This is a genomic window from Botryobacter ruber (genome assembly GCF_003347595.2).
Classification (GTDB): Bacteria; Bacteroidota; Bacteroidia; order Cytophagales; family Hymenobacteraceae; genus Pontibacter; species Pontibacter ruber_A.
On record NZ_QCZK02000005.1, the window covers coordinates 24,276 to 31,222 of the forward strand.

General features: G+C 50.4%; 7 protein-coding genes. 1 reads left to right on the forward strand and 6 read right to left on the reverse strand.

Features of this window, described 5'->3' with window-relative positions; translation table 11 throughout:
* Positions 1-84 precede the first annotated feature (84 nt).
* The 6 genes from lepB to DCW36_RS00795 are packed head-to-tail and all read right to left on the reverse strand — an operon-like array spanning position 85 to position 4,970.
* A complete protein-coding gene (lepB, locus tag DCW36_RS00770) occupies positions 85-1,197 on the reverse strand; it encodes a signal peptidase I (RefSeq protein WP_114784355.1) in 1,113 nt (370 codons plus the stop codon).
* Between the two features lie 12 nt (positions 1,198-1,209).
* A complete protein-coding gene (gene dapB / locus DCW36_RS00775) occupies positions 1,210-1,923 on the reverse strand; it encodes a 4-hydroxy-tetrahydrodipicolinate reductase (protein ID WP_114784357.1) in 714 nt (237 codons plus the stop codon).
* Positions 1,920-2,564 carry a DUF5683 domain-containing protein gene (locus DCW36_RS00780; protein WP_114784359.1) on the reverse strand — a complete coding sequence of 215 codons (645 nt, stop codon included), beginning with the start codon at positions 2,562-2,564 and terminating at the stop codon, positions 1,920-1,922. The genes dapB and DCW36_RS00780 overlap by 4 nt, the downstream gene beginning before the upstream one ends.
* A 7-nt stretch (positions 2,565-2,571) precedes the next feature.
* Positions 2,572-3,486 (reverse strand): ParB/RepB/Spo0J family partition protein, encoded by a 915-nt coding sequence (locus DCW36_RS00785; RefSeq protein WP_114784360.1) that lies wholly within the window; start codon positions 3,484-3,486, stop codon positions 2,572-2,574.
* 12 nt (positions 3,487-3,498) lie between these two features.
* Entirely contained in the window at positions 3,499-4,281 is a 783-nt protein-coding gene (locus DCW36_RS00790; protein WP_114784362.1) for a ParA family protein, read from the reverse strand.
* Positions 4,282-4,289: 8 nt separating this feature from the next.
* Positions 4,290-4,970 carry a metal-dependent hydrolase gene (locus DCW36_RS00795; protein WP_114784364.1) on the reverse strand — a complete coding sequence of 227 codons (681 nt, stop codon included), beginning with the start codon at positions 4,968-4,970 and terminating at the stop codon, positions 4,290-4,292.
* Between the two features lie 87 nt (positions 4,971-5,057).
* Between DCW36_RS00795 and DCW36_RS00800 the strand changes: the two genes are divergently transcribed.
* Positions 5,058-6,707, forward strand: a complete 1,650-nt coding sequence (locus tag DCW36_RS00800; RefSeq protein WP_114784366.1) for an ABC transporter substrate-binding protein — start codon at positions 5,058-5,060, stop codon at positions 6,705-6,707.
* The last annotated feature ends 240 nt before the right edge of the window (positions 6,708-6,947 follow it).

The following is a 6,947-nucleotide window of genomic DNA, read 5'->3' on the forward strand; positions in this document are numbered from 1 at the left end:
TTTACAAAACATACAGGCACAAAAAACAAAAGCCACCCAGCCGGAGGAGTGGCTGTGGTGGCTTCTGCAGAAAAGTTTTTTAGCTTAATTGATGGTATTGAACAGGCGGCTCCAGCGGATTTTGCTGAATCCGGATTCTTCCGGGTTGGTCGACATCCAGATGAGCACTGCTTTGCCTACAATGTGATCGGCCGGAACATAGCCCCAGTAACGCGAATCGAGGGAGTTGTGGCGGTTGTCGCCCATCATAAAGTAATAGTTCTGTTTGAAGGTATAGGAACTGACTTCGTTGCCATCAATATAGAGTTTGTTACCCCTTACTTCTGCGTTTTTGTTATTTTCATATTGTAAGATCGCTCTCTCATAAAATGGAAGTGTGGCAGGCGTAATAGCAACGGTCGCGCCTTCTTTTGGAATATAGAGTGGTCCGAAATTATCCTTATTCCACTTATACTTGCTGGGTACATGCGGAAAAACATCCGCTTCTGCATTGCCAGGCTTGTCATTTAGCAGGATAACATCTTTGATAAAGCCGAGGCTCTTTATTTCTGCGGCAAGCTCCGGCGTGGCATCCACCACGTAACCATCTCTAATTGAACGGGTATCAATGTCGTTCAGGTTGATATTTCGGTCTTGGAAGAATTTAGGCGACAACTGTGTTTGCGGGATAATCAGGTACTTGAACTGCATTTTCTCAGGGTTCTCTGCCGCCTTTCCATTTACATAAACCTGCATATCGCGGATGGCGATTGAATCGCCGGCGATGGCTATACACCGCTTGATATAGTTGGTGCGCAAATCAGAAGGATGGGCCTCTTCCGGCGGCCAGTTAAACACCACCACATCGTTCCGTTTTACTTCCGAAAAACCGGGCAGCCTGTACGAGTTCAGCTCGATGGCATCGGAGTAGGAAGGGATATCGGTGCCCCATATGGTCTGGTGGGTAAGCGGCACCTGCAATGGGGTTTTTGGCGTACGCGGACCATAATGCAGCTTGCTCACAAACAGGAAGTCGCCAACCAGCAATGATTTTTCCATGGAAGGCGTAGGAATGGTATACGCCTCAAAGGTTGCCCATCGGATTAAGCTGGCCGCAATCACGGCAAACAAAATGGCGTCTATCCACTCGCGGGCAACGCTTTTTTTCTTTTTAGGTGCTTTGGTGGCTGGTTTTTTCTCCCAGAATTTAACATTCATGCTCAAAATCAATTACAGGTTTAGCATGTCTTTCATGCCGTAAACACCTTTGCGGTCTTTCAGCCATTCGGCTGCCATCACGGCGCCTTCTGCAAAACCTGCACGGCTGTGGGCGATGTGGCCCAGCTCGATCTGGTCTACTTCGGAGCTGTAGGTAACGATGTGGGTGCCCACCACGTCCGGTTCACGCTCCGAAATAATATTCAGCTTACCAGCTACTTCTTCATCCGACGACCAGCCTTGCAGATCCGGGTAATGGGCCAGGATGCCTTCGGCGGTGGTGATGCCGGTACCGCTTGGTTTGTCAACTTTCTGCAGGTGGTGTACTTCCCGTATCGAGATTTTGTACTCCTTGTACTCCTGCATTTTGCTGGCAATATATTCGTTGAAGTGAAAGAACAGGTTTACGCCAACGCTGTAATTAGACGCGTAAAAGAAAGCTCCCTGCTGCTCCCGGCACAGGGCCACCGCCTCGTCGAAGCGCTTGAGCCAGCCTGTAGAACCCGACACAACCGGAATGCCGTTGCTGAGGCAGTAGCTGATGTTGCCAAAGGCTGAATCGGGGTGGGTGAACTCAATGGCGGCATCGGTGTTGCTGCTATTGAAGTTTTTTAAATCTTCTGTATTGTCAAAATCAATTTTGCCTACAATTTCGTGGCCCTTGTTCAGCGCTATTTGTTCGATGGTTTTGCCCATCTTGCCATAGCCGATCAATAAGATTCTCATTTAGCTTTGGTATAAAGTGTTACGGTTAAAGCCGGCGTATACGTGGTGGTGGCCGGCATTCGGATCATGTTTGGTTCTATGCGCAGGGCTAAATCGTCGCTCACATCAAAGTCTTTCAGGTGCGCATGGATATGAGCCTCGGCCACCTGCATGCCCCAGGCTAAAATAGATAATAAAATGGTAAGGTCGCGGTTCCGCCTGTAATAATCGCGGTAGCGGCGAAGGTTGGCTGTACCGTTCGGATAATTTGTTCCCAGGTAAAGATGGTCGGCGTATTCATCTACAGTATTAGGTATCGTGTCCAGGCGTATCAGGAGCGCCTGCCTGTAGGATTGGTACTTATTGCTGTTGTCTATCCAGTAATAGCCCAGCACGCCGCCGGTAGCATACACAATAGGCACTTTCCACCAGGCCCCGTTGTAAACCTGGCCCAGCCCCGGCACTACAGCCGAGAACAGGGCAGCTTTGGCAGGCTTGTCCCAGGTTTTCAGGAAGCCGGTTTGCCTTGGTTCTGGCGTTGGCGTAGTGGTAACCACCACAGAATCAGGTCCGGTGGTAATTACCTGTGCACTGGCAGTAGTGCCGGTAACAAGAACCAGAAAGCCTGCGGCTAAAACAGCAAAACCAGTGCGAAGCTTCATCAAGCTTTTAATAATTTAGGATTTCCAGGATACGGTTAAGCTCATCTACCGAGACAAAAGGGATTTTGATTTCGCCTTTGCCATCGTTGTTGGCTTTTACCATAATTTTAGTACCGAACTGCGACGTCAGGCGCGACTCCACCTGCTTTATTTCTTCGTCATACTTGTTGAACTGCAGTTTTTGTTGCGGATCGGGCTTTTTATTCGCATTGGCCAGGTTGCGCACCAGCTCCTCCACCTTCCGCACCGACAGCTCTTCGGCCACTACTTTTTTGTAGATGTCCAGCTGCTTCTCTACCGTATCGATGTTGATGAGCGCGCGGGCGTGGCCCATGCTGATGAGGTTGTCGCGCAGGCCAATCTGGATGTCTGGCGGCAGCTTGAGCAGGCGCAGGTAATTGGTTACCGTGGTGCGTTTCTTGCCTACGCGGTCGCCGAGTTCTTCCTGTTTCAGCGAACACTCGGTGAGCAGGCGCTGATAGGAGAGGGCAATTTCGATGGCATTCAGGCTTTCGCGCTGGATGTTTTCGATCAGGGCCATCTCCAGCATCTGCTGGTCGTCGGCTTTTCGTATATATGCCGGAATCGTATTTAAACCGGCAATTTTGGCTGCCTGGTAGCGGCGTTCACCGGAAATAAGCTGGTAGCTGTCCGGGCCCAGCTGGCGAACCGTGATGGGCTGGATAATGCCCTGTACTTTTATAGACTCAGCCAATTCTTCCAAAGCCGCCTGGTCGAAGTGCGTCCGGGGCTGGTAGGGGTTGGTCTGGATCTGGTCAATGGCTATATCTGCGATGGTGTTTACAGCGTTTAAAGTGGTTGAATCAATTTTACCGGTGTACTTGTTCCCTTCCAGGAGGGAGTTGAGGCCCCTGCCGAGGCCGCCTTTACGTTTAGCTGCTGAATTCTTGTTATCTGACATTGAAAGGGGTAATTATTTCGCCAGCGCTACGCTGTTCTTCTCTGCAATTTCGCGTGCCAGGTTCAGGTAGCTTAACGCTCCCTTGCTTTCTGCATCATGCAAAATAGCCGGTATACCAAAGCTAGGCGATTCGCTCAACTTCACATTTCTTGGAATGATGGTATCGAAAACCATATGCTGGAAGTGGGTTTTTACTTCATCCACCACCTGGTTACTCAGGCGCAGGCGCACATCATACATAGTGAGCAGGATGCCTTCTATGGCTAGTTCCGTGTTCAGGCGTTTTTGAATGATTGTGATCGTGTTCAAGAGTTTGCCCAGGCCTTCGAGGGCAAAGTATTCACACTGCACCGGTATCAACACAGAATCTGCTGCTGTTAAAGAGTTTACCGTGATCAGGCCCAGCGACGGAGAGCAGTCGATGATGATAAAGTCGTAGTTGTTGCGCAATGGCGCCAGCACCTCGCGCATCTTCTCTTCGCGGTCGTCCAGGTTGATCATCTCCACTTCGGCGCCTACCAGGTCTATGTGGGAGGGGATCAGGTGCAGGAACTCCAGGTTAGGGGAGGCCAGGATGATGTCTTCTACGTTCACATCCTCTATCATGCAGTGATAAATGCTGCTCGTGATGCTGGCCGGGTCAAAACCCAGGCCGGACGTGGCGTTTGCCTGCGGGTCTGCGTCTACGAGTAAGGTTTTATATTCTAAAGCTGCTAAACTGGCCGCCAGGTTGATAGCGGTAGTGGTTTTGCCTACACCACCTTTCTGGTTAGCAACGGCAATTATTTTTCCCATTCTAAATTTTATAAACGTATTGTCTGGCCTATCTCCATCAAAATTAAATCCTTCCCTGCCATTTTAGCCACTTCTGTCACCTCCTCACGGTCAATCTCAATGTAAGGGAAGGTGTCGTAGTGCATACCAATTACTTTGTCTACCTGCACAAAATCGGCTGCCACCAGGGCATCGTGTATGTCCATGGTAAAGTTATCGCCTATCGGGAACAATGCGAAATCAAGGTCGAACTGTTCCGGGATCAGCTTCATATCGTAGGTAAGGGCGGTGTCGCCGGCGTAATAAAATGTCTGCGTTTCCGTTTCTACCACAAAACCGGAGGCCACCCCGCCATTAGAGCCATCGGGCAGCGAACTGGAGTGGACAGCATTTACCATTTTAACGGTGCCAAAAGGAAGCGTGACTTTGCCGCCCACATTCATGGGGTGCGTTTTTTCCACGCCTTTGTTTCCAAACCAGCTGGCGATCTCAAAATTGGCTATCAGCAAAGCGTTGTTCTTTTTTGCTAGCTGTTCCGCATCGTGCACATGGTCCTGGTGGCCGTGCGACAGCAGGATGTAATCTGCCTTGATGCTGTCTATATCAATATCTTTGGCTAATTCGTTCGGTGAAATAAACGGATCGAACAGTACGCGGTGCTCTCCCAGCTTAAATAAAAAGCAGGATTGGCCATAATAGGTTATTTCCATAGTTCTCGTGCTTAGTACTTATTAACTACGCAAGATATATTAAACTTGCACAAAGATACATTATTTTAGCCAGAAAGATTTAAGCCGATGCAAAGACCCGTTATATTTTTGGCCGTGCTTCTTTTGCTTTGCTGCGCGTGCAGCGAGGGCACCAGAGAGGGAACGGACAAAACGGTTTTTAAGTATAACCAGCCCGAGGCACTGTCGTCGCTGGACCCTGCTTTTGCCCGTAACCAGGCCAATATATGGGCTACTACCCAATTGTATAACGGGCTGGTGGAGCTGGACCAGGAGCTCAAAACCGGATCGGCTATTGCCAAAACCTGGGAGGTGTCGGCTGACGGGCGCACCTACACCTTTACCTTGCGCGATGATGTTTTTTTTCACGACCATGCGGTATTCCAAGGCGGGAAAGGCCGGAAAGTAACCGCTCACGACGTGGCGTACAGCTTTAAACGCATCGTAGACCCCGCTACCGCCAGCACCGGCGGCTGGATATTTAACGACAAGGTGTTAACCGATGCTACCGGTGCTATTTCCGATACCGCTTTCCTGGCCGTGAACGATTCTACTTTCAAAATTTACCTGAACGAGCCTTTTATCGCTTTCCTGGAAATTCTCACCATGCCTTATGCCTATGTGGTGCCGCAGGAGGCGGTGGAGCGGTACGGCAAAGATTTTAGGGCGCACCCTGTCGGTACGGGGCCATTCTTGTTCAAACTCTGGGACGAAGGCAATGCCATTGTACTGCACAAAAACCAAAATTACTGGCGGAAAGATGAGCAGGGGCAGCAACTGCCCTACCTCGATGCCGTACAGATTTCCTTTATCACCGACCGCAAATCGGAGTTCCTGACCTTTATGCAGGGCAAGCTTGACTTCCTGTCGGGCATTAAAGAAGGTTCCCGCGACATGGTACTCAACAACGACGGCACAGTGCAGGAAGACTTTGCGGGTAAGTTTACGGTGCAGAAGGTGCCTTACCTGAACACGGAGTATATCGGTTTCCAGCTAGACCCCACTAACCTGAAAGACCCGAACCCGGCGCTGCAGGACAAGCGGGTACGCCAGGCGCTGAACTATGCCCTGAACAAACGCGAGATGATCGCTTACTTCCGCAACAACATCGGCATTCCAGGTCACTCCGGCATGGTGCCGCCGCCGCTGCCTTCGTACAACGACAGTATCGTGCGCGGCTACAGCTATCATCCGCAGAAGGCGCTGGAGCTGCTGCAGGCGGCAGGTTTCTCGGCACAGCAGCCGCTGGAGCTGCGCCTCAGCACCGTGTCGGAACACAAGGAGCTGGCGGAGTATATGCAGAAAAAGTGGGCGGAGGTAGGGGTGCGGGTGCAAATCGACATTAACCAGGCGCCCGCGCACCAGGAGACAGTGGACAATGGGCGTGCCGCTTTCTTCATGAAGTCCTGGCTCGGCGACTACCCGGATGCGGAAAATTACCTGGCCCTGTTCTACAGCAAGAACTTCTCGCCCGCCGGTCCGAATAAAACCCACTTCAAGAACGCCGAATTCGACCGCCTCTACGAACAAGCCAAGCTCGAGCGCGACGCCAAAAAACGCTGGGCTATTTACCAGCAGATGGACCAGATCGTGGTGGAGGAGTCCCCGGTGATCGTGTTGTTTTACGATGAGGTGGTACGCCTGTCGCAGAACAACATCGAAGGGCTGGAGCCCAACCCGATGAACATGCTGAAGCTGGAGCGGGTAAGGAAGCGGTAGGGGGCCTGCTTTAATGCCTTCTGCCACTGCCACCTACTTTGCAGCAGCATTTACTCAGCAAATAATGTAGTTAATGGTAGGTTTGGGTAATATTACTGTTATACAATAATTGTAGGATCATTAGTGTCCAAGTATAATTAAAAGGTTTTCAATTGGTTACAAATGTTATTTTCCGGCATTTGTATTTGTGTGTTGTTAAGTAGTTGATTAAGAGGTGTTTTTTCAAAAGCAGAGATAGAG

Bases quoted from the DNA above. Each gene is read 5' to 3' on its own strand.
- lepB (WP_114784355.1), bottom strand. From the start codon at position 1,197: ATGAATGTTAAATTCTGGGAGAAAAAACCAGCCACCAAAGCACCTAAA.
- dapB (WP_114784357.1), bottom strand. From the start codon at position 1,923: ATGAGAATCTTATTGATCGGCTATGGCAAGATGGGCAAAACCATCGAA.
- DCW36_RS00780 (WP_114784359.1), bottom strand. From the start codon at position 2,564: ATGAAGCTTCGCACTGGTTTTGCTGTTTTAGCCGCAGGCTTTCTGGTT.
- DCW36_RS00785 (WP_114784360.1), bottom strand. From the start codon at position 3,486: ATGTCAGATAACAAGAATTCAGCAGCTAAACGTAAAGGCGGCCTCGGC.
- DCW36_RS00790 (WP_114784362.1), bottom strand. From the start codon at position 4,281: ATGGGAAAAATAATTGCCGTTGCTAACCAGAAAGGTGGTGTAGGCAAA.
- DCW36_RS00795 (WP_114784364.1), bottom strand. From the start codon at position 4,970: ATGGAAATAACCTATTATGGCCAATCCTGCTTTTTATTTAAGCTGGGA.
- DCW36_RS00800 (WP_114784366.1), top strand. From the start codon at position 5,058: ATGCAAAGACCCGTTATATTTTTGGCCGTGCTTCTTTTGCTTTGCTGC.